This window comes from Brucella thiophenivorans (assembly GCF_002252445.1).
Taxonomy (GTDB): Bacteria; Pseudomonadota; Alphaproteobacteria; order Rhizobiales; family Rhizobiaceae; genus Brucella; species Brucella thiophenivorans.
This window is the reverse complement of the sequence record NZ_NNRJ01000009.1, coordinates 1-20,535: the sequence shown is the minus strand read 5'-3', so window position 1 is coordinate 20,535 and position 20,535 is coordinate 1. Positions and strand designations below refer to the sequence as shown.

Below are 20,535 nucleotides of genomic sequence, written 5' to 3'. Positions count from 1 at the left end.
TAATGTCCGCAGATCACCAAGACCGCGCTTGGGAAATTGCTGAAGGGTGCCATGTTTGCTTTTTTCGAACCGGAAATCAGCAATTTCCAATGTCTGCAATTGTCAGAAAAGAGGAGGGCGCGATTTATTTTTTGACCGAAGCTGCTACGGAAAAGGTCAATGAGATTAAAGACGATCTGACCGTTGAACTGACGTTTTCAAATGAAAGTGCCAATGACTATCTTTTTATAAAGGGTTCTGCGACGATCACTTATGATCCTGTGAAGGTAAAAGACCTTTGGAACCAGTTTTCTGCGGCGTTCTGGGATAAGCCGGAAGATCCACGTATTCGAATTATTACGGTGCGTCCGATTAAAGCTGAATTCTGGGATGGCCCGGGTCGTTTTGTAGCTGCCAGTAAAATGCTTTTTGCTGCAATTAGCGGTGGTAAACCCGATCTTGGTGATCATCACGAGACGACGATGTAAAGCAGGTTTTATGCTTGAATATACGCTATATACTACAACAAAAAAAGCGCCAGAACAGGCGCTTTTTTAAGTTTTATCTTGTATAGAGTGTTGAACCTACTCGTAACGATGTACATGCATTAGCTATTTGTCTTTATTCATTATCCCGTGCTGAACCGCTGCGAACTTTTTGCTGGGGGTGCTCTAACTCCTGGTTCTTTAAGCACAATCTTATCGATTCTCGTGTGACGAAGTGCCGACTATGCTTTAGAATAAACTATTCACGTAAGGGCTAACGCCGAGATCGTGCGGAGAACGTCCTGCCGGTCCATAGCGGGCCGAGACAGGGCGTGGGTTGCGTGGCTGTGCACGGCTAATCGGGTAAGTACCTTCATGCTCCTGCGTCCAGACTTCAAATCTATTGAGTTGATGCGGCCCGAAGGTTGAGAATAGGGGAATATCGCTAGCGTCTCTGCCGCGCGCGACAACAATCCGACCTATGCGTGGTTGATTGTGCCTTGCATCGACGGTGAACCACCGTCCACCCAGATAGACTTCAAGCCATGCGTTATAATCCATCGGTGATGGATCAGCGGGCACGCCAATATCACCCATAAAGCCATTCACATAACGGGCGGGAATGTTAAGCGCCCTGCAGAACGTAATCGCCAGGTGAGCAAAGTCGCGACATACGCCCACGCGTTCACTATATGCTTCGAGGGCTGTTCGGGTTGACCTTGCATAGCCATAAGAAAAATTCAAATGGGCGTTCACGAAGTCGCAAATCGCGCGCACTCGGTCCGCTCCACGAGAATAATGTCCGAAACGGTTCCATGCCACCTGTGATAGCCGGTCCGTTTCGCAATAACGACTGCCCAGCAGGTAGGGCAAACATTCGACCGGAAGATCGTTTGGGATAATCTGGTCTGCGGTTTCATCGAAGGGGTCAGGCATTCCACTATTTTTGACAATTGCATCATATTTGAAGACCGTATCGCCAGGTTCAATGATCAGCCGACTGCATTCATTGCCGTAAATATCAATGAAAGTGGAGGCATCAGGCTGATCAACCGTCGACCATAAGACGTCTTTCTGATTTTCAGGATGAACCTTCAAATAGGTGTAAACAGCTGTCGGCTGCGTGACTTCAATAGCAACTTCATATCCAACGCGAATGAGCATGGTGGAACTCCTCTGGCCATAGAAACTGTCGGGAGGGCAGAAGGTTTCAAGCTCATTCACATTATTCTAAAATAGGACAAAAAACGTTTGAGTCAGGGATTAGGAACAGGTTTTGGTGTGACGATTTTCCCGTTCAACAAGTTTTTAGGGCGCTGTTAAAGAAATAGTAACGTAATGAAACAATTTTTTATGCTACGTGATTTTTGACAAATGGAGGTTTCAGGCAATGACTAAAAAGACAACCACTGTTGCGTTGGCGCTTGCAGGGTTGGTGGCGAGTTCTCTCGCGGCTTCGGCTAAAACAAGCCACATTGGCGAGTTCCGGGATTGGGGTGTTTATCAGAACACGCAGTTGCCTGGAAACAAATGCTATGCCTTGACCGTGCCTTCGAGTTTCCTTCCTGCAGGCGTCCGGCATGGCGATAACTTCATCATTATCTCAAAAGGCTCAACCAGCTACAGCCCCCAACTCGTGATGGGTTACGATTTAAAGTCTGATAGTGGCGTGAAAGTTATGATTGACGGCGCACAATTCCCGTTTTTCAGCGAGGGAAACCGCGCTTGGGCGCAGAATGAAGGCGATGAGGCGCGTATTATCAGTGCTATGCGCTCTGGACGCACCGTGAACGTGCAGGCAACGTCTTCGCGCGGAACACAAACAAAATACACATTTTCGCTGATGGGTCTGTCCGCATCGCTCTCGCGCGTTGATCGCTGCTAGGCAAAAAGAATGTAGATTAAAAAGAAGCCCCGCGAGAGGCAGGGCTTCATATTAATTTTGGAGCGCTCTTATCAAGAGAGCCATTGCTGATGCTTGTACCAGTCATCGACGTCCGTTTTAACACGGTCCTTTTCGATGCCGTAGCGCTCTTGAATTTTGCCTTCCAACTGCTCGCGGCGACCATTGATCTGGTCGAGGTCATCATCAGTGAGCTTGCCCCACTGTTCCTTGACCTTACCCTTAGCCTGCTTCCAATTGCCTTCTACGCGATTCCAGTCCATTGGATTTCCTCCGTTCTGGTTGTTGTGTTAAATCAACGTGCGTGTGGGCGATTGGTTCAGATTTTTCTGAGCTTTTTTCATATACCCAGGAACTTAAAAGGCTCCGCGTCCTTGAATTGCTTGTTTGCGACACCTGAAAAAATGTTGCGCTGATCGGGACCGAGATCAAGCTTTTGCACTTTTCCCTTGTCGGCAGAGAAGTCAATTGTGTTCAGATCCACCCAGAAAACATTTGGCGTGAGAGCCGATTCAAAGAAATAGAGTTTACGCTTCTGATCGGAAACCGTACGCCAGCGTGTCGAGGAGATATTGGGCTGATCCGGCGTCGTTAAGCCGTATGGAACAGAAACATTGCGAATGACGCTGAATACGCTGGCAATGGATTCAACCGCGTCATCGGTTTTAGGCACAGCATTGATATAGAAAGCTGCACGGGTGAAGCGATCTGCCGCACGGTTGGTACCCGGCAGCATGACCGTTCCGCCGATCTGTGTCCAATAGGAATGAAGGGCCAATTGCTCATCAAATGTTGGAGAATTGGTTAGAACCTGAAAGGTGGGACTGTGGTGAATGACCTGCTTGCCATCAATATATTCCACAATTGCGCTGTCGCCAGATGCGTCTGAGATGGAGAGATGCAGCGTTGCAAGCCTGTCTTCGCCCGGTACATAATCGGTAACGATGGTGAACGGATTGCTGCTGAGCGCTTTGACAGCTTCATCAACGGTGGCAAAATTATCGAGCACATATTGCGCCCATGCTGCAATTGAAAGGCCCGGTCCAGTTCCGTCGTATTTTGGGTATTCGGATTCAACCAGCCAGAGAACATTGGCGACGAGGCCGGCCTCATTCATTCCGTCTGTCGTCGAAATATCGTAGCCCGATGAGATAACGCTGCCATATTTTGAGGTCCACTTGATGGAATTGGGGCCTGCTTCACCGCTGCGATCCATGCCGCGCGGGAAAATCCACAGATTGGTCCCAACATCCACTTTCCAGTCCATGGAACGTGCGGTGATTACCTGATCATCCGCGCCAAGATAAACCACACGTGTACAAGCTTCGACGACAGGTGCCACGAACATGCTGGCAGCGACAAGAACGCTGGTGCATGCAGCTGCCAGAGATTTCTTCAGAATAGCCATTGATAACCCCGCTTTTCAATTGGTTGACTGTTTATTTGTTCTTTAAAGCGTGTCGCTTTTTATCATATTCATACAACACACTTTTAAATCGTTGTTTTTACGCATGTCGCGGAAAAGCGGTTCCCACTTTTCCGCGACATGCTTTAGCGTCTATCGCTCGCCGCCATAGCCCCGGCGTTTCCATTCGGCCAAAGGCATGATGTCTGGCGGGCCACCGCCCGCTTCGAACCAAGAGTCGACCGCCCATTTAACTCCGCCATTATCCTCGATAACGGCTGTCCAATGTGGGTATCGCCCGTCAATGAAACTGCCACGCGTCGTTTTGCGTGCGGGTTGATGGTATTTCAACCAGCCGAGAGAATGAAGATAGCGCAGAAAATTATCCGTATTGGTAGATTCATCGACGCAATCCATCTGTCCTTTGATGCGCGCTTTGCCAAATTGCATGCGAGGCTTATCGCGAACCCCGATGGTAATGGTGCTGCGTTCTTCGAAAAGAGCGACGGCGTGACGTAGCGCTTTGCGTTCAGCTGCAGCGGATTTGGTGCCTTGCCGAAGCCAGTTCTCAATGCGGCTGACGTCTTTGGGTGTCAGGGTGACTTTCGTTTTGTAATAGCAGTCGTAACCGTGGCACACGCGGAACGTCGCAGCGTTGGCCTGCGGGATGACTGCGAACAAAGCGATTGCTGTAATCGCCATAATGGATGGCTTTAAATAGGTGTTATTTTGCAAGCGTATAATGATGTTCGATCATCCCAGTTTATGATTTGTAAATAGAAGCGAAGGTTCTATCCGCTCAAGTCCCTGATAAGGATTGGCATGGATTGCCAAAATCCACAGACAAAAAGCTGCCGTGGTCGAATAAATGATCAGGGCTTTGACGCCGGCCACCACTCTGTCCGCATGGGTGGCCGAAATGGTGATCGCTGTCAGGATCGTTAAGAACAGAAGAAGATACCATTTATACATATCGACCGACGTTGACCCCACAGACAGGCGTGTATTGCGCGCATCCTGTAACTCGTCAAAGTCATGAACGAGCTGCGTGATGATAGGTGTTGGAATATCTGTTCTCGCGAGATCGACAATCTGACGGCGGATATTTTGCAACTCAATTTCCACGGTGGCCGCGGGTTCGATATTACTGTTCTTCAGCCATTCATCTTTCACGACAGCTTCGCGATAATCGACTAGGGCACTTCGGAGTGCAGGTACATTCAGAATATCGGGACTGGCGGCACCGATAAGGCGCGAAATCGACGATCTTTCCTCGCTGGTGGCCTGATCAGCTCTGGAGTTCGCAGTCCAAATATCAGCCGCCACGAAGCCCAGCGAGAGCGCCCAGGCCGTTGCGATGGTGCTTATAAAAGCGCCAATTGGTATCGATAACACGTCATGGCTTGCATGGCGGAAAAGAAGATGAAGCGCCACGCGCCCGATGGCATACACGCCAATACCCAGCACTAAAAAGACGATGAAAGAAACGTAGACTGAAAGTTCAAAAATTAGAGACATCCGTTCCTCAGTGCTGAAGATATGTCGGGATGCGGCAGTTTTTAGAAAAAAGCTTTAGCGAAACCTCACCCCTTATGATTTCACTTGAAGCCAGAAATATAAATCTTGCAAGTATGAAGTAGGGGGATGCTTATTTCTTTCTAAACAAAAAAAGCCGCCCTTGATGAAGAGCGGCTCTTATTTTTCGCAGAACTTACGGGTTTAGAACTGCACGGAAAAACCAACAACCGGTCCGTGCTGTGTCACATCGTATTTGAATTTCTCACGCGTATCGTCATCACGATAATCCTGATAAAGTGCGCGATAGCCGACACGCAATATTGTCGGCACATCGAACAGTTTTGTACGATAACCAAGGTAAATTTGGCCGTTGGCGCTCAGTTTGGTGCCCGCTCCAAAGCCGCCGATGTCGGCTTCTGCGGAAATATTCCAGCGATCATTAATGTCATAAAGCACGCGCGTGCCAATAAACGGATCAGTCCAGTCCACCTTACGTGATTCACTATAAGGCCCAACATTCAATGTCGCTTTTAGCTGCGTCCAGCGAATGCCGACGGTCGGCTCGATTGCAAAAATGCGCTGTCTCCCGAAATAAGTCAGCCCATCCAGATCCTGTTGATAAACACGATAATAAACGCCGCCAGTTAACGTTGTAGCGGTAATGTCGAGATCAAGCTGCTCGTTAAAAACATCTTCGCCTTGACTGGTCTTGGTGTATTGGCCGTCGAAATAGGCACCATATGTGCCATTCGTAATCTCGATATTTCCCATGAGGCTCATATCGAGATTTTTGAAAGTTTCCCTGAACGGGACGTCAACTTTGCTCGAAAATCCAAGCAATCCGGCATTGCCATTCAGCGAGGCACCCCAAACATAGGGACTGAAGATCACACGCCAATGTTGCTGGTCTTGTATTTCTGCGTGTACAGGCGCGGGTGCAACGATGTCAGCTGCTAATGCAGATGTTGCTGGCACTACCAAAGAAAAAGCGCTTGCGAAAAAAATATTACGCATATGCGTACCCGCAAAATTCTTGCTATCAGCGCGTGAATTCAGCTTCATTTTGGTTAAATCCCCTGGGAACGTAATTTAGAGTAATTTAAAGTATTGCCAGAAAAGGCTTATTAACATCAATATGTTAATCATGGTGAGAAATAAACTAAAAATTTCGATTACTGAACAGTTTTACTTGATTGACATTTTACAGGACGAATCATTTCATTCGCCGGTATCGCGTAGACGCCTTTATTGACGATGTCAGGTGCAATGTTAAGATTCGGAATTGCCAGTTAGTTTATCATTTTGGATATTTGCTTTTGCAGCGGATATGATGCGGAAAAGTTTGTCAATTTATAAATCGACTTTCAAGGCTTTGGCCCGCGCTGCTGCAGTCGCGTTGATTGCTGTCTGGCTCATCGCGCCACCAGGCGGCTCTGGCTGGAACCAGCTTCGTTCAGCCGACGATGGATGGTACTCTGGTTTATGGATGCACGATGGAATTTGCATTCCCAATCAACTCCGAAATGATCGTGATTCCACGCAACTTTGCGCTTGTAGCAAGCGCTCCTGACGGAAAGACCGGTAAGAAGTGGAAAGCAAAATATGCTGCTGTCGGCATGAATGCTTTCGGGATACTGGCTCTCGCAGATGGTATGAATGAAAAGGGTCTGACGGGCGGCATTCTTTATTTTCCGGGCTTTGCTGATTATACTGACCCATCCAGTGCAAAGTCTGATTAAAGACTTACTCCGTGGGATTTTCTGACCTTGGCGCTGATGAATTTCGAGACGGTTTCAGAGGTCAAGGAGGCGCTGAACTCGATTTCAGTCGTCACCGTCCAGCAAAATGACATGGGTATTGTGCCGCTTGTGCATTACACATTGCATGATGCGGCTGGCGCTGCGATTGTTATCGAACCAATTGAGGGTAAGCTGAAAGCTACTGACAATCCGCTTGGTGTCATGACCAATGCGCCGTCGTTTGATTGGCATCTGACCAATCTGAGAAATTATGTGAAGCTTTCGCCTCTTGATGCAAAGCCAACCAAAATTCTTAGGGAGGAAGTGAAACCGCTGGGCGCAGGTTCAGGAATGCTGGGCATTCCGGGTGACACCACGCCGCCGTCGCGTTTTATTCGGGCCAGCGTTTTGTTCTTGCCGCTTAACCTGTGGTGAGCGGTCCTGAAAGGTGTAGCATTCAAGGATCTCGACCTTGATGCCACGGATGTGCTGGTGATTAAGATGGAGCCGAAACTGGAACCAGCTTCGCTGCTTAATAAAAACTAATCAGTTTGAGAGAGAAGGGCGACTACATGGTCGCCCATTCTTTTATGGCACATCGTCATAAGCGGCGACACCACCTTCGTTTTCAAGGCTTGCGATACGCTTTGCTTCCGAGCGGTTGAATTTCAAACGAACGCCAAGTCCGCCGCCATTCTCCCAGATGAACTGTGCGCCAACCTTTTCGAGTGTATCTTGCAGAGCCTGATTTTGTTCATCCGTGGGCGTGCCGATCTTGCGCTCGAAATATTCGATGACCTGCGCGTCAATTCCGGATAGCTGGGCCAGTCGATCCCGCGAAAATTCAACCAGCGCCCGCGCTGCACGACATTGTGGACCTGTGATCATGGCAATCTCCCTTGCAACCTCAGATATAGGTGATTTATTTAAGTTAAATCGTAACAACATCCTAGATCAACTGATCACGCAATTTTGAGCTGTGCGTTTTTTCGTGAACAAAATTTGACCATAGTTTTTCTTGTTCGCGCGTGGCTTGCCTCTTACATAAGGTTTGCGCCGCAGGAGGAGCGCCGTTGGCCTGGCTGTTTTCAGGTTGATACTCGGCCTGCCTCATCAACATACAATCAGATGGTTTGCTATGACCACTTATAAGTACTTCATTTGGCCTGCCTTTTTCACGGTCATAGGCCTTCTCGGTGCGCTCTGGCTGGGGTATTCGACCACAGGTACGATCGGAGGCATGGTTTCCGTTTTTATCATCTGTGCGGTTCTGAGCGTTTTGGAAATCTCACTTTCATTCGATAATGCCATCGTTAATGCACGCATTCTGCGCGACATGACGCCGGAATGGCAGCATCGATTTCTGACATGGGGCATTATCATTGCCGTTTTCGGCATGCGTATTGTCTTTCCGCTTGCCATTGTTGCCGTTGCTATGTGGACAGACCCGATCTCGGCGCTCAAGCTTGCCATTTGGCAACCGGATGAATATGCGCGGGTTATTGCTGAGTCCCACACCGGCATTGCAGCCTTTGGCGGCACCTTCCTGCTGATGGTTGGCATGAAATACTTTTTCGATGTCGAAAAGGATGTTCACTGGGTCAAGGTGATAGAAAGCCGCTTGTCGAAGTTTGCATCAGTTCAAGGTATCGAGATTGGCGTTGCCATCGCGTTGATCCTGTTTTTCTCATACCAGCTTGATGCTGAACATTCGCACACGTTCCTCGTCGCCGCATTGTTTGGCTTGCTTACCTTTCTTGCAGTCGAAGGCTTGGGCGCGGTTCTTGATGCGTCGCAGGAGCAGGTCGATATGGTGCATCGCGGCGGTTTAGGTGCGTTTATCTATCTTGAAGTGCTTGATGCCAGCTTCTCGTTTGATGGTGTTATCGGTGCCTTTGCGCTGACTACGAACCTGTTCGTGATCGCGATTGGTCTTGGTATTGGTGCGTTTTACGTGCGTTCGCTCACCATCATGCTGGTGGAACGAAAGACGCTCGGTCAGTATCGTTATCTGGAACATGGCGCGTTTTACGCGATCCTCGTGCTTGCCGTAATTATGTATGTGCAGACACTCGTCCATATTCCGGAAGTGATCACCGGTCTGATCGGCGCCTTGCTTATTGGCCTTTCGCTCTTTTCGTCGATCCGCTACAACAAGAAAAATCCGGATTGGCAGAACGAGGCTGATGAAGCTGCTTTGCATTAAGGCCCACTGCATAATGGTGAGAAAGGCGGCTTTGGTCGCCTTTTTTGTTGACCGAATCAAAAGAGTTGGCAAGCGTTGACTTGCTCACGACAAGGCCCGTCTGAGTGTACCTTCACATGCCGTCAGTCAGGAATGGCTACGGCTGCGACTTTTTTGGAGAGGGGTTTTCCATGGTCGTTACTCGTTTGAGCAAAACCGCATTTGTTGCGGCAATTGCATTTTTCGCAACACTTGTCGCCTTCGGCAACATTACCGATTACGGCAGCAATTTTGCATTCGTTCAGCATGTGCTTCTGATGGATACGATTTTCCCAGATGCAACGATCAAGTATCGCGCCATTGACAGCAACTTCCTGCATAACGCTGCCTATATCATGATTATTGCGGCTGAGACGCTCACAGCCATTTTATGCTGGATTGGTGCTTTCGCGATGCTCGGCCGGCTGAGTGGCGATGCTGCAAGCTTCAACCGCTCCAAGAAATGGGCAATTGCCGGTCTTTCGGTCGGCTTTCTTGTCTGGCAGGTCGGCTTTATGTCGATTGGTGGCGAATGGTTCGGCATGTGGATGTCGTCCACATGGAACGGAATTGAATCCGCATTCCGCTTCTTCATCACGATCATTGCCGTGCTGATTTATGTCGTTCTGCCCGATGGTGAATTGCAAAAATAATCAGAGCAGATGCGATGCAAGGGCGGGTTCGTTTATGAGTTCAACGCCCGCCTTTTGCATTGCTTCGAGCATTGCACTCATGGAGCCGTTTAGATCAATGCCTCGACAAGCATCCAGCCGCACACGCACCTGAAAGCCATGTGTTGCGGCATCAAGTGCCGAATAAGCGACACAGAAGTCGGTTGCGAGACCAGCCAAAGTGAGCGAGCCGATATTGCGGTCGCGTAAATATCCGGCAAGCCCGGTCGGTGTCTCACGGTCGTTCTCAAAGAAGGCCGAATAGCTATCGATGCCAATGCGAAAACCCTTGCGGATAACAAGCTGTGCACGGGTCCATTGCAAATCTGGGTGAAAATCGGCGCCCTGCGCTCCCTGAACACAATGATCGGGCCATAGTGTTTGCGGTCCATAAGCCATTTCGACCATATCGAAGGGCTTCTTTCCAGAATGATTGGATGCAAAACTTGTATGATTGGCGGGATGCCAGTCTTGCGTCAGAATGACGTGTTCGCTTTCCTCAATCAGTCGATTGATGGTCGGCAGAATTTCGTCACCCCGATCAATCGCCAGTGCACCACCGGGACAGAAATCATTCTGAACATCGACAACCAGAAGGGCATGACCAATCATAAAGCGCTCCATCTTAAACAATAAGTTAGTGGTGCGCTATGTGGCTGGGGTCGTCAAGTCGTTCAGGCATCAATCTCGACGCGACCGCGGGGGCGGCTGCAACATGCGAGAATGTAGCCTTCTTCGACCTCGTCGTCGCGAATGCCGCCATTATGGTTCATTTCGGTTTCGCCCGCGATGCATTTGACTTTGCAGGTGCCACAAATGCCAAATTCGCAGGCGCTTGGAATTTTGAGTCCACCATTGCGCGCTGCAAGCAGAATCGTGTCGTTTTCCGTGCATTCGACTTCAATGCCAGAAAGCGTGAACACAACGCTTGCAGGTGCCACAACAGGGGCAGTCGGTGCCGTAGGTGTTTTATCTGGTGCAGTGGTAAGTGCTGCGGGCACTGGAATCGAAGAGATTTCCGTCGCAGGCTGAAAGCTCTCCTGATGATAATTGGCCATATCGAAGCCGGATTGCTCCAAAAGGCCACGTACACCATTCATAAAAGGCTCTGGTCCGCAGCAAAAAACTTTGCGACGCATGAAGTCGGGTGCCAGTAGTTCAAGACGTGCGCGGTCAATACGACCATGAAGCCCCGGCCAGACGTGGCGCGCTGAAGACTGCTCAACGATAAAGGCAAGGTGCATGTCTTCCATGCGGCCAGAAAGCAGCTCAAGCTCTTTGCGGAAGATAATATCGTCCGGGGAGCGTGCGCAATTGATGAAAGCGACATCGGTTGCAGGCGCGCAATCGAACAGCCAGCGCGTCATCGACACCATCGGCGTGATGCCGGAGCCTGCTGAGATAAAGAGGTATTTTTCACTTGGATGATTGGCGAGAGAGAAATCGCCATTTGGCCCATAAGCCTTGATTTTCATCGGCGGGCGCAAATTTTCGAGCATCCAGCGGGTGCCAATGCTGTCCTTCTGGGCCTTGACCGTAACCGATATATGATAGGGCCGGGAAGGGGTGGATGACAGCGTATAGGTGCGCATGACTGGTCCAAGCCCGTCTGCGCGCTCAATCGGCAGTTCCAGAGTGACAAACTGGCCCGGCGTGTAGCGAAACCAGTTGTCGTCGGCTGCCTTGAAGGAGAAGGTCATCACGTCTGGCGCTTCTTCGATGGCCGAGATGCATTGCAGCATCTGCAACCTGTCGTTCCACGGCAGCATCTCATCCAGATATTTCAGAGGCTGCATGGCCTTCTCACTTCTACAATTATCTTGGTCCTTGCGGTCCAAATAACGCCCACCCTTTTATCAGGCAACGCGGCTTAGTTTCGCAGTATCACCACGCAGGCGCGGTGTTATGGTGTTGGTATACCATTCGAGGAACTGCATCACGCCGCCTTCATGCTCGACCGAATAGGGGCCAGGCTGATAGGCAGGCGAACGAATGCCGATAGCATTTTCTTCAACGATCTGGCGGTCCTGATCATTGGTCTGAATCCAGACATGGGTCAGCTCATCAAGATCGTAATCGACACCTTCTACTGCGTCCTTGTGCACAAGCCACTTGGTTGTGACCATGGTTTCCTCTGCACTAATCGGTAGCACTCGGAAGGAAATCGCATGATCAACCATCAAGTGGTTCCAGGTCGACGGATAATTGAAGAGCAGCATTGCACCTATATTGGTGTTGCCCGATACTTGATCGCTCAATGACTTCTTCACAGCTGGCTTGCCTGACATGGTGTAGCTCACCGCATCGCGCAGCAGTGGGATACGGGTAATGCGATAGCGGCCATCATCCGACATGTTGAACTCGGCCGGCAGGCCGATGGACGCGCAGTTTTTCCAGAGCTGGTTGATCTCCGGGTCTTCCATAACGCCCTGAACGCCGGTTGCGCTTGGAGCCTCAGGATAGGTGCGGCAGAGTTCTGGATGGTTGGCCGCGCAGTGATAGCATTCGCGGTTGTTTTCCCAGACGAGCTTCCAGTTACCTTTCTCGATGATTGAGCTTTCAAAGGCAACCTTAGCTTCCTTGATGTTGTGCGGTGCGAGATAGGGCTCGACAAGTGCACGGAAGCTGTTGAAATCGGGTGCTTCGTCAGCGAGGCACACATAGACATAGCCTGCAACTGTTTCGCAATGGACTTGCTTGAGACCATATTCGGCAGGCTTGAAATCCGGGCCTACCTGACGCGCAAACAGAAGGCGACCGTCAAGCTCATAGGTCCACTGGTGATAGGGGCAGACGAGCTTTGCAGCTGTGCCTTTTTCTGCGGAGCAGATACGCGAGCCGCGATGACGACAGGAATTGTGGAAGGCGCGAATGCCACCCTGTGCATCGCGCACGATTACCACCGGATAGGCGCCGACCTGCACTGTCATGTAAGAGCCGGTTTTTGGCAGCTCGCAATCATGGCCAACGAATAACCAGTCGCGATAGAAGATGTTTTCCAGATCCAGCTTGTAATAATCTGGATCCGTGTAAAACTTCTGCTCCAGGCTGAAATTCGGGTTACGCCCGGTTAAGTGTCCCAGCATTTCGTTGCGAACGTCCATCGTTTTGAACCCTCTGTGTCCGTGATCTTGATCATGCCGGTGCTGTTCTCTCAGCGACGCTTGCTTGACCGGGTGTTCCCGTTATCTTCTGGAAGCACAGCTTATCCCATTATCTCAATGGCTTGCCTGTTCATTCCTCGATGTTCAGGCTGGCTTCCGTTGTCATGATTCAATCATTGAAATGTTCTAAACGCGCATTGGGATGCGACATGATTTTCGCGTAAAGACGACACTCAGAGCGCATTTCGATCTGCTTTCAGCAGATCGGCGCTCTAAGCATTTGTTTTGACGCGCATCTTGTCTAAAAACCGTTACACATTTTTCGGAATGCGCTCTAAAAATGACCCGCTGCATTTTGCAAATATGTGTGACTTGCGCGTACGGGATTGCCAAACGCACTCAAAGGCAGTTACCAAACTGCGAGTATATTCGGTTTCATTCAATGGGAGGCTCAGAGGACATGAAACGCTCCGAAATTAACGAGATCATCCGCGAAAGCGATGCGTTCATTCGCTCATTTGGCTATGTCATGCCTCCGTTTGCTTATTGGTCGCCGGAAGAGTTGAAAAACCGCACATCAAGCGATGCCAAAGCTATTCTGGATGGACGTCTTGGCTGGGACATTACCGATTACGGTCAGGGCAACTTTGCCGATCTTGGCCTGTTTCTTTTCACCACGCGCAACGGCAATTCGGGAGACCTCAAGCGTGGCGGCGGAATGCTTTATGCTGAAAAGATCATGATTTCGCGTAAGAATCAGCTCTCACCCATGCATCGTCATGTAGTGAAGGCCGAAGACATCATCAATCGGGGTGGCGGCACACTTGTGCTTGAGCTTTTTAACTCAAACGCCGATGGCAGCGTCGATGAGCAAACAGATGTAACGGTTGCCACCGATGGACGTCTTGTGACGCAAAAGGCTGGCGCGCATTTGAAGCTCGCACCGGGTGAAAGCGTGACATTGCTTCCCGGCAACTGGCATGCGTTCTGGGGTGAGGGCGGCGATGTGCTGATAGGGGAAGTCTCGACGGTCAATGACGATCTGACGGACAATATTTTCCGTGAGCCGATCGGTCGTTTCTCAAATATTGAAGAGAATGAAAAACCGTTACATCTACTGGTTTCTGACTACGATAAGTGGCTCTGACCCTACTGATATTCCGGCTTTGGCAGTTTGCAAATGGCACTTTTCTGGCTTCCGGTGCTCGCGTACCTTTAAGGACGCTGCACGCCGGTTCTCGAAAATCACTATTTTCGAGAGACCATAACCGGAATCTCAACAGGTTCAGCAGGCCTGCGACAAACGAAAAAGGATCAAATCATGAAGCTGGCGATGATCGGAACTGGTTATGTGGGACTGGTTTCAGGTGTGTGTTTTGCTGAATTTGGCTTTCACGTTACCTGTGTCGACAAGAATCCGTCGATCATCGAACGGCTGGAGGCTGGCAAAGTCACTATCTTTGAGCCGGGGCTTGATGAGCTTCTGGCTCGGAACATTCGCGACGGACGGCTGGAGTTCAGCACCGATCTTGTCAGCAGTGTTGCCGATGCAGACGTGATCCTGATTGCGGTCGGCACGCCCTCGCGGCGCGGCGACGGTGAAGCTGACCTCCAATATATCGAAGCGGCTGCGGATGAAATTGCAGCCTCAATGAAGCCAGGTGCTGTGGTTGTCATCAAATCGACGGTTGTGGTTGGCACCAATGCGCGTATTCGCGACCGGATTGCGGCCGCTCGCCCGGGCGTTGAATTTTCCATGGTTTCAAACCCTGAATTTTTGCGCGAAGGCTCTGCGATTGAAGACTTCATGCGGCCTGATCGCGTGGTCGTAGGCGTTGATGATGAGCGCGGAAAAGCTGCCATGCAGCGGCTTTATCGTCCGCTTTATCTGCGCGAAACGCCGATGGTCATCACGTCGCTGGAAAATGCGGAAATCATCAAATATGCAGCCAATGCATTTTTGGCGATGAAGGTGACTTTCATCAATCAGGTAGCTGATCTGTGTGAAAGGACTGGCGGAAACGTGCAGGAAGTCGCGCGCGCTATCGGCATGGATAATCGCATTGGCTCAAAATTCTTACATGCTGGTCCTGGTTTTGGTGGTTCGTGTTTCCCAAAAGATACGCGGGCATTTGCTGCGACCGGCAAGAAATATGATGCGCCGCAGTCGCTGATTGAGGAAGTGATTGCAGTGAACGAGGCGCGCAAGCAGGCCATGGCGGAACGCATAGTTGCGGCGGCGCGCGAAAGCGGAACCAAGACGGTTGCCGTTCTCGGCATCGCGTTCAAGCCGAACACTGACGATATTCGTGAGTCGCCATCGCTTGATATTGTCGCCGCTATCCAAAAGGCTGGTATTTCCGTGCGTGCACATGATCCGGAGGCTATGGAGGCTGCAAAGACCGTTCTGCCGGATGTGGTCTGGTGCAGCTCTGCCTATGAAGCAGCAGAAGGTTCAGGCGTTGTGGCGCTGCTCACCGAATGGAATGCCTATCGCGCGCTTGATCTCAAACGTGTTGCGCGCTTGATGGAAGGCAATGTGCTGATCGATCTGCGCAATGTTTATAAGGCGGACGATGTGTTTGGCACTGGACTGGATTATCGTTCGGTGGGGCGCATGTAATATAAGAAAGCCGGTCTGATCAGGCCGGCGTTTTGGTTTTATTCCGCTGCTTTCAACCGCTTCCTCTCATTGGCGATCAGCCAGAGATTGCGGATATAGACGATCAGGCCAAAGCCCTGACCGGCGATAAAAACCGGGTCTTTACGCTGGATCGCGTAGACGAGCAAAAGAACGCCGCCAAACAGCGAGAAGAACCAGAATGCCACCGGCATGACGCTCTTCTTCGCTTTTTCCGATGCCAGCCATTGTACGACAAAGCGCATGGTAAAGCAGGCCTGTGCAACAAAGCCAAGAATGATCCAGCCATCCCATTGTGCCACGAAAACATCGTGGAGCCATTGCAACAAGCTGTTTAAAATATCAGTCATGGGTGATCTCCGTCACGCGCGGAACTACCTTGCGACGCTTGCGAAGCCACCACACGCCATAAAGGTCGAGAACACCGCGCAGACCGCGGTCGAGAATGCCGTAATTGGATTTGCCGTGGCGACGTTCGCGGTCGGTGACATCAATGTGCACCACATCAAAACCTTCACGCAGCGCAAGCGCTGGTAGATAACGGTGCCAGCCGTCGAAAAACGGCAGTTGTCGGAAAAGATCAGTGTGCAGGGCTTTTAGTCCGCAGCCGGAATCGCGCGTCTCGTCCTTGAGGATCGCACCGCGCAGATTATTGGCAAAGCGCGACGAAAGCTGCTTGAGCTTGGTATCGGTGCGCTTAAGGCGCTGACCGGCTGCAATACCAAAAGCCGGACCGGCATTGATCAAAGCATCTGCAAGCGCTGGCAGGTAGGCCGGATTGTTCTGACCATCGCCATCCATAGTAACCACGATATGGCCGCGCGCCGCGAAAACGCCGGAGCGCAATGCGGCACTCTGGCCGGATGAACGGTCGTGACGAATGTGGCGCAAAGGCCTGCCTGCATGGATGCGCCCAGCCAGAACATCGCTGGTGGAATCTGTTGAGCCATCGTCTACGACTATCACTTCATAGGCGCGGCCGAGCATGGCGCTGTCGACTTCATCGAGTAGAAAAGCGAGATTGTCGGCTTCATTGCGGCAGGGTATGACCACAGAAATCGTTGGTGTTGCCAAGCGGAGCTTCCTTCATTCCTTGCGCATTTACCGTGAAATCAGTGTGCGTAATATCTCAGTACAGGTGCCCTGTAGTGCGCAAGGCGGGCTCCATACCATCGATCGCAAACCAAACCAAGACTTTTCAGGAAAGCCTTGGCTCGACCGCTAATTAAAATAGAAGCCGCTTTTACCCGGACTTGTGACGCGACGGAAGTACCTCGCGCAGCCAATTCAGAAAATTCTGCGTGACCGCATCCCGGTTTATGTCATTAAGGCTTTCATGGCGGGTTTCGGGATAAATGGTGCAGGTGACATTTTTAAAGCCCATTGCCTGCATTCTTTGAGCGAGTTTGCGTGTCGCTTTGGCTTTATCGGTTGCGGGGTCCTCTTCGCCGCCAACAAGGTTGAACGGTAAGTCTTTGCGGATGTTTGCAAAGTTGCTGTCTTTTGCTCCGGCTTTCATCATGCGGAAAATGTCAATCCACAGAGCAACGCTGGCATCAAAGCCGCACAGAGGGTCATTGATGTAGGCTTTGACCTCGGCGGGATCACGCGAAAGCCAGTCGAAAGCTGTTTGATTATCGGGGATTGAATTGCCCCAGGCGCGGAAGGTAAGCTTCGGCAGGATCGTGCTTGGAACGTCGGACCCCTTGAACATGCGTTCTGCATATAGAAGTGCGGTTGCAGCATGGTTCTCAATGCCGCCATTGAAACTTGAATTCCAGATTGCAACGGCATCAACGGTGTCTGAATGCGCCACTGTATAATTGAGCGCAATTAGCCCACCCATGGAGTGGCCGAATATAACGACCGGTAAACCCGGATGCGTTGCATGTATGTGGCGGTTTAGCGCCAGAACATCATCAATAGCCAAGCTATGGCCGTGTTTTCGTGCGACCGTCCCTTTTGGCGCATGTGGGCCGATATTGACGCCATGGCCGCGATGATCATGGGCGTAGACGTTGTAGCCGGCTAGGTTGAGTGCGCGTGCAAATCGCGCATAACGCGCTGAATGTTCGGCAAGTCCATGATTGATGTGAATAGTTCCTTTTGGCAAAGAAGCCAACGACTGCCGGAACGGCAGTTCGGTTCCGTCTGTGAGTTTCACGCGATGGGTGATTTGAAATGACATCAGAGCATCAGAATTTATGCTGAGCAAATAGTCAAATTCTCTTTTGGGTGCGTCTTTTAATAAGGCATCCAGGGGTTGAGTGAATTAATTTTAGGCAATTGCATTTTTTGAGCAAATTCCGCTTGAAAAGCGCAAAATCATAGGCAAATCTATCTTTAACAACGCATGCTGGCTACGTTTCAGTAGCCGTGGAAGACCAGCTTTAAGGCATACCGAGCAGGCCATTCGGCGAAAGGGAGGAAACTTTCCCGAGTGGTGGCCAGAGGGGAAACCGGGTGACGGAAATATCCGCGCCCGGTTTCATTTTATATGGGCGCTTTTCAAGCACGATCTGCGTGATGATATTTGCTTCCGCGCACTATTTCGCCTACATACCCAGCAGAATTTTTCCTTGCGGTTCGGCAACTGGCCGTTCACGCTCTCTAACTCGTGGAGACGACGCGCTTTATGGCACGCCAATTCATCTATCATATGTCCGGGCTGAACAAGGCCTATGGTGCTAAAAAGGTTATCGAAAATCTTCATCTGTCGTTCTATCCAGATGCGAAGATCGGTATTCTTGGTCCAAACGGTGCCGGTAAATCGACAATTCTCAAGATCATGGCTGGTCTTGATAAGGACTTCACCGGCGAAGCTTGGCTCGCAGACGGTGCGACCTGTGGTTACCTCGCGCAGGAGCCACATCTCGATCCTGAAAAGAACGTTCTTGGCAATGTTATGGAAGGTGTGGCTTCAAAGACAGCTATTCTCGACCGTTACAACGAACTGATGATGAACTATTCTGATGAAACCGCAGACGAAGGTGCGGCTCTTCAGGACGTCATCGACAGCCAGAACCTTTGGGATCTGGACAGTCAGGTTGAAATGGCGATGGAAGCCCTGCGCTGCCCGCCAGCAGATGCCGATGTCACAACGCTTTCGGGTGGTGAACGTCGCCGTGTAGCACTTTGCAAGTTGCTTCTATCGAAGCCAGACCTGCTGCTGCTTGACGAACCGACCAACCACCTTGACGCTGAAACAACCGCATGGCTCGAAAAGCATCTGCGTGAATATGAAGGCGCTGTTCTGCTCATTACGCACGATCGCTACTTCCTTGACAATGTAACTGGCTGGATTCTTGAACTCGACCGTGGTCGCGGCATTCCTTACGAAGGCAACTACTCTGCTTATCTGGAAGCCAAGTCCAAGCGTATGATTCAGGAAGGTCGTGAAGACGATTCCCGCCAGAAAGCGCTTGAGCGTGAACGCCAGTGGATTGCAGCGAGCCCTAAGGCACGTCAGTCGAAGTCGAAGGCACGTATCAAGGCCTACGACCAACTGGTGGAAGCCGCCAACAATCAGCGTCCGGGCGATGCTCAGATTCTGATCCCGGCTGGTGAGCGTCTCGGTCAGGTGGTTATTGAAGCTGAAGGTCTGACTAAGTCGTTTGGCGACCGTATGCTGATCGAAAACCTGACATTCAAACTGCCTCCGGGTGGTATCGTAGGTGTTATCGGCCCAAACGGTGCGGGTAAGTCAACGCTGTTCAAGATGATCACGGGTCAGGAAAAGCCGGATTCGGGTTCGATCCGTATCGGTGATACCGTTCATCTTGGTTATGTCGATCAGAGCCGTGATCACCTCGACGCCAACAAGAATGTCTGGGAAGAAATCTCCGGCGGCAACGATATTATCAAGCTCGGCAAGTTTGAAATGAATTCCCGCGCTTATTGTGGTGCGTTCAATTTCAAGGGCGGCGATCAGCAGGCCAAGGTTGGTAATCTGTCCGGCGGTCAGCGCAACCGTGTGCATCTTGCCAAGATGTTGCAGGCTGGCGGTAACGTTCTGCTGCTCGACGAACCGACCAACGATCTTGATACGGAAACGCTGGCAGCGCTTGAAGATGCGCTTGAAAAGTATGCTGGCTGCGCTGTTATCATCTCCCACGATCGTATGTTCCTCGATCGTCTTGCGACGCATATTCTGGCATTTGAAGGCGACAGCCATGTCGAATGGTTCGAAGGTAACTTCGAAGATTATGAAGCGGATAAGGTTCGTCGTCTCGGACCCGAAAGCGTCAATCCAAAGCGGGTGACTTACAAGCCGCTGACACGCTAAATAGAAAGATTAAACCGGTATAATTTCCGGCTTATTTAGAAATGAACAACCCCAAGAATATTTTCTTGGGGTTGTTTTTTTACTTGTATGTCTCGATCAGGGCTTTTACTTCTTCATATGTTTCCAGAACTATAGCCGGTCCCCAGCTGAATAACAATGTAGTTGTTCCGCCGCTATCGCTGAATGTCCATAGATGATCAAAGTTATAAGTAAATACAAGGTGATCAATTCTTCTTAATTCTATAAACATTTTTATTCCTTTTTTGAATTGATGATTTTTTTAATAAATTTTTACATGCCGCCATTGATTGATATGGAATATTGATATTCTATACAACATGCGAGCAATTACAGGTGAGGCGTGTCCAAATGAAAGACTGGTCCGCAAAGCAATATTTGAAGTTTGAAGGCGAACGAAGCCGTCCTGCGGCTGATCTTCTGGCGCAGATAAAGACAAATAACCCGCGCAAGGTGGTTGATATTGGTTGCGGTCCGGGAAACTCCACTGAACTTTTGGTTCAGCGCTGGCCGGATGCGCAATTGTCAGAGCCTGTTCCAAAATGTGTTGAGCGATTTCAGCA

At 50.4% G+C, this 20,535-nt stretch carries 20 protein-coding genes and 2 pseudogenes; 9 read left to right on the top strand and 13 right to left on the bottom strand.

Features of this window, described 5'->3' with window-relative positions; genetic code table 11:
* The first annotated feature begins 2 nt into the window (after positions 1-2).
* The gene (locus CEV31_RS01715) at positions 3-467 is read left to right on the top strand and encodes a pyridoxamine 5'-phosphate oxidase family protein (RefSeq protein WP_094505182.1); all 465 of its coding nucleotides are present in this window, start codon (positions 3-5) and stop codon (positions 465-467) included.
* A 246-nt stretch (positions 468-713) separates the two neighbouring features.
* Here CEV31_RS01715 and CEV31_RS01710 read toward each other — a convergent pair whose 3' ends face one another.
* Positions 714-1,628 carry a transglutaminase-like domain-containing protein gene (locus CEV31_RS01710; RefSeq protein ID WP_094505181.1) on the bottom strand — a complete coding sequence of 305 codons (915 nt, stop codon included), beginning with the start codon at positions 1,626-1,628 and terminating at the stop codon, positions 714-716.
* A gap of 226 nt (positions 1,629-1,854) precedes the next feature.
* On the opposite strand from CEV31_RS01710, the gene CEV31_RS01705 reads away from it, so the two are divergent.
* The gene (locus CEV31_RS01705; protein WP_094505180.1) at positions 1,855-2,349 is read left to right on the top strand and encodes an invasion associated locus B family protein; all 495 of its coding nucleotides are present in this window, start codon (positions 1,855-1,857) and stop codon (positions 2,347-2,349) included.
* Between the two features lie 71 nt (positions 2,350-2,420).
* Here the strand turns inward: CEV31_RS01705 and CEV31_RS01700 are convergent, their stop codons facing one another.
* The 5 genes from CEV31_RS01700 to CEV31_RS01680 form a co-directional block, all read right to left on the bottom strand.
* Positions 2,421-2,630: a CsbD family protein gene (locus CEV31_RS01700; protein ID WP_094505179.1), complete on the bottom strand. Its 210-nt coding sequence runs from the start codon at positions 2,628-2,630 to the stop codon at positions 2,421-2,423.
* A 77-nt stretch (positions 2,631-2,707) separates the two neighbouring features.
* Complete coding sequence (locus tag CEV31_RS01695; RefSeq protein ID WP_374847210.1) at positions 2,708-3,715, bottom strand: linear amide C-N hydrolase; 1,008 nt, start codon at positions 3,713-3,715, stop codon at positions 2,708-2,710.
* Positions 3,716-3,925: 210 nt separating this feature from the next.
* Positions 3,926-4,474 (bottom strand): hypothetical protein, encoded by a 549-nt coding sequence (locus CEV31_RS01690; protein WP_094505178.1) that lies wholly within the window; start codon positions 4,472-4,474, stop codon positions 3,926-3,928.
* A 51-nt stretch (positions 4,475-4,525) separates the two neighbouring features.
* Complete coding sequence (locus CEV31_RS01685) at positions 4,526-5,290, bottom strand: bestrophin-like domain (protein WP_094505177.1); 765 nt, start codon at positions 5,288-5,290, stop codon at positions 4,526-4,528.
* Positions 5,291-5,491: 201 nt separating this feature from the next.
* On the bottom strand, positions 5,492-6,304 hold the full coding sequence (locus CEV31_RS01680) for a hypothetical protein (RefSeq protein WP_094505284.1): 813 nt from the start codon (positions 6,302-6,304) through the stop codon (positions 5,492-5,494).
* 316 nt (positions 6,305-6,620) lie between these two features.
* Here CEV31_RS01680 and CEV31_RS01675 point away from each other — a divergent pair.
* Positions 6,621-7,575, top strand: a pseudogene (locus CEV31_RS01675) (choloylglycine hydrolase family protein).
* A 42-nt stretch (positions 7,576-7,617) separates the two neighbouring features.
* Here the strand turns inward: CEV31_RS01675 and CEV31_RS01670 are convergent.
* Complete coding sequence (locus CEV31_RS01670; RefSeq protein WP_094505176.1) at positions 7,618-7,917, bottom strand: hypothetical protein; 300 nt, start codon at positions 7,915-7,917, stop codon at positions 7,618-7,620.
* Between the two features lie 250 nt (positions 7,918-8,167).
* On the opposite strand from CEV31_RS01670, the gene CEV31_RS01665 reads away from it, so the two are divergent.
* A complete protein-coding gene (locus CEV31_RS01665) occupies positions 8,168-9,235 on the top strand; it encodes a DUF475 domain-containing protein (RefSeq protein WP_094505175.1) in 1,068 nt (355 codons plus the stop codon).
* 170 nt (positions 9,236-9,405) lie between these two features.
* The gene (locus CEV31_RS01660) at positions 9,406-9,906 is read left to right on the top strand and encodes a DUF2165 family protein (RefSeq protein ID WP_094505174.1); all 501 of its coding nucleotides are present in this window, start codon (positions 9,406-9,408) and stop codon (positions 9,904-9,906) included.
* Here CEV31_RS01660 and pncA read toward each other — a convergent pair whose 3' ends face one another.
* From pncA to CEV31_RS01645, 3 genes are all read right to left on the bottom strand, one after another.
* A complete protein-coding gene (gene pncA, locus CEV31_RS01655) occupies positions 9,907-10,536 on the bottom strand; it encodes a bifunctional nicotinamidase/pyrazinamidase (protein WP_094505283.1) in 630 nt (209 codons plus the stop codon).
* A gap of 62 nt (positions 10,537-10,598) precedes the next feature.
* Entirely contained in the window at positions 10,599-11,720 is a 1,122-nt protein-coding gene (locus CEV31_RS01650) for a hybrid-cluster NAD(P)-dependent oxidoreductase (RefSeq protein WP_094505173.1), read from the bottom strand.
* A 60-nt stretch (positions 11,721-11,780) separates the two neighbouring features.
* Positions 11,781-13,028 (bottom strand): aromatic ring-hydroxylating oxygenase subunit alpha, encoded by a 1,248-nt coding sequence (locus tag CEV31_RS01645; RefSeq protein WP_094505172.1) that lies wholly within the window; start codon positions 13,026-13,028, stop codon positions 11,781-11,783.
* A gap of 460 nt (positions 13,029-13,488) precedes the next feature.
* Between CEV31_RS01645 and CEV31_RS01640 the strand changes: the two genes are divergently transcribed.
* Positions 13,489-14,175 carry a D-lyxose/D-mannose family sugar isomerase gene (locus tag CEV31_RS01640; RefSeq protein WP_094505171.1) on the top strand — a complete coding sequence of 229 codons (687 nt, stop codon included), beginning with the start codon at positions 13,489-13,491 and terminating at the stop codon, positions 14,173-14,175.
* A gap of 174 nt (positions 14,176-14,349) precedes the next feature.
* Positions 14,350-15,651 (top strand): UDP-glucose dehydrogenase family protein, encoded by a 1,302-nt coding sequence (locus CEV31_RS01635; RefSeq protein ID WP_094505170.1) that lies wholly within the window; start codon positions 14,350-14,352, stop codon positions 15,649-15,651.
* Positions 15,652-15,689: 38 nt separating this feature from the next.
* On the opposite strand, the gene CEV31_RS01630 is transcribed toward CEV31_RS01635, so the two are convergent.
* The 3 genes from CEV31_RS01630 to CEV31_RS01620 form a co-directional block, all read right to left on the bottom strand.
* Positions 15,690-16,019, bottom strand: coding sequence for a lipid-A-disaccharide synthase N-terminal domain-containing protein (locus CEV31_RS01630; protein ID WP_094505169.1), 330 nt, complete (start codon positions 16,017-16,019; stop codon positions 15,690-15,692).
* Complete coding sequence (locus CEV31_RS01625; protein ID WP_094505168.1) at positions 16,012-16,743, bottom strand: glycosyltransferase family 2 protein; 732 nt, start codon at positions 16,741-16,743, stop codon at positions 16,012-16,014. Before CEV31_RS01625 ends, CEV31_RS01630 begins: the two co-directional genes overlap by 8 nt.
* Positions 16,744-16,912: 169 nt before the next feature.
* On the bottom strand, positions 16,913-17,857 hold the full coding sequence (locus tag CEV31_RS01620; RefSeq protein ID WP_094505167.1) for an alpha/beta hydrolase: 945 nt from the start codon (positions 17,855-17,857) through the stop codon (positions 16,913-16,915).
* A gap of 447 nt (positions 17,858-18,304) precedes the next feature.
* On the opposite strand from CEV31_RS01620, the gene ettA reads away from it, so the two are divergent.
* Positions 18,305-19,954, top strand: a complete 1,650-nt coding sequence (gene ettA, locus CEV31_RS01615; RefSeq protein ID WP_094505166.1) for an energy-dependent translational throttle protein EttA — start codon at positions 18,305-18,307, stop codon at positions 19,952-19,954.
* Positions 19,955-20,323: 369 nt separating this feature from the next.
* Positions 20,324-20,535: pseudogene (locus CEV31_RS01610) on the top strand (trans-aconitate 2-methyltransferase); the annotation flags it as partial.

Bases quoted from the DNA above. Each gene is read 5' to 3' on its own strand.
- CEV31_RS01715 (WP_094505182.1), top strand. From the start codon at position 3: ATGTCCGCAGATCACCAAGACCGCGCTTGGGAAATTGCTGAAGGGTGC.
- CEV31_RS01710 (WP_094505181.1), bottom strand. From the start codon at position 1,628: ATGCTCATTCGCGTTGGATATGAAGTTGCTATTGAAGTCACGCAGCCG.
- CEV31_RS01705 (WP_094505180.1), top strand. From the start codon at position 1,855: ATGACTAAAAAGACAACCACTGTTGCGTTGGCGCTTGCAGGGTTGGTG.
- CEV31_RS01700 (WP_094505179.1), bottom strand. From the start codon at position 2,630: ATGGACTGGAATCGCGTAGAAGGCAATTGGAAGCAGGCTAAGGGTAAG.
- CEV31_RS01695 (WP_374847210.1), bottom strand. From the start codon at position 3,715: ATGTTCGTGGCACCTGTCGTCGAAGCTTGTACACGTGTGGTTTATCTT.
- CEV31_RS01690 (WP_094505178.1), bottom strand. From the start codon at position 4,474: ATGGCGATTACAGCAATCGCTTTGTTCGCAGTCATCCCGCAGGCCAAC.
- CEV31_RS01685 (WP_094505177.1), bottom strand. From the start codon at position 5,290: ATGTCTCTAATTTTTGAACTTTCAGTCTACGTTTCTTTCATCGTCTTT.
- CEV31_RS01680 (WP_094505284.1), bottom strand. From the start codon at position 6,304: ATGCGTAATATTTTTTTCGCAAGCGCTTTTTCTTTGGTAGTGCCAGCA.
- CEV31_RS01670 (WP_094505176.1), bottom strand. From the start codon at position 7,917: ATGATCACAGGTCCACAATGTCGTGCAGCGCGGGCGCTGGTTGAATTT.
- CEV31_RS01665 (WP_094505175.1), top strand. From the start codon at position 8,168: ATGACCACTTATAAGTACTTCATTTGGCCTGCCTTTTTCACGGTCATA.
- CEV31_RS01660 (WP_094505174.1), top strand. From the start codon at position 9,406: ATGGTCGTTACTCGTTTGAGCAAAACCGCATTTGTTGCGGCAATTGCA.
- pncA (WP_094505283.1), bottom strand. From the start codon at position 10,536: ATGATTGGTCATGCCCTTCTGGTTGTCGATGTTCAGAATGATTTCTGT.
- CEV31_RS01650 (WP_094505173.1), bottom strand. From the start codon at position 11,720: ATGCAGCCTCTGAAATATCTGGATGAGATGCTGCCGTGGAACGACAGG.
- CEV31_RS01645 (WP_094505172.1), bottom strand. From the start codon at position 13,028: ATGGACGTTCGCAACGAAATGCTGGGACACTTAACCGGGCGTAACCCG.
- CEV31_RS01640 (WP_094505171.1), top strand. From the start codon at position 13,489: ATGAAACGCTCCGAAATTAACGAGATCATCCGCGAAAGCGATGCGTTC.
- CEV31_RS01635 (WP_094505170.1), top strand. From the start codon at position 14,350: ATGAAGCTGGCGATGATCGGAACTGGTTATGTGGGACTGGTTTCAGGT.
- CEV31_RS01630 (WP_094505169.1), bottom strand. From the start codon at position 16,019: ATGACTGATATTTTAAACAGCTTGTTGCAATGGCTCCACGATGTTTTC.
- CEV31_RS01620 (WP_094505167.1), bottom strand. From the start codon at position 17,857: ATGTCATTTCAAATCACCCATCGCGTGAAACTCACAGACGGAACCGAA.
- ettA (WP_094505166.1), top strand. From the start codon at position 18,305: ATGGCACGCCAATTCATCTATCATATGTCCGGGCTGAACAAGGCCTAT.